The sequence below is a fragment of the Vibrio owensii CAIM 1854 = LMG 25443 genome, assembly GCF_000817815.1.
Classification (GTDB): domain Bacteria; phylum Pseudomonadota; class Gammaproteobacteria; order Enterobacterales; family Vibrionaceae; genus Vibrio; species Vibrio owensii.
Genome location: NZ_JPRD01000099.1, coordinates 1 through 287, shown reverse-complemented (window position 1 = coordinate 287; position 287 = coordinate 1). Strand labels below are relative to the sequence as shown.

At 47.0% G+C, this 287-nt stretch carries 2 tRNA genes; both read right to left on the bottom strand.

Annotated features, from left to right (window positions below):
- Positions 1-71 precede the first annotated feature (71 nt).
- Positions 72-147 (bottom strand) — tRNA-Ala (locus tag H735_RS29415).
- A gap of 39 nt (positions 148-186) precedes the next feature.
- Positions 187-263, bottom strand: a tRNA-Ile gene (locus H735_RS29410).
- Positions 264-287 lie beyond the last annotated feature (24 nt).

Genomic DNA, 287 nt, shown 5'->3' with positions numbered 1-287 from the left:
TCCAAATTGTTAAAGAGCTAGATTTTCTGATGAAAACCATTTTTAAACACACTCGTAAGAATGCTTAAAGATGGTGGAGCTATGCGGGATCGAACCGCAGACCTCCTGCGTGCAAGGCAGGCGCTCTCCCAGCTGAGCTATAGCCCCATCAAGGTGTCGATACTGCATACCAATCTCAAAAGAAATTGGTGGGTCTGAGTGGACTCGAACCACCGACCTCTCGCTTATCAGGCGAACGCTCTAACCACCTGAGCTACAGACCCAGTATCGTCTCTTTTACTTATAAA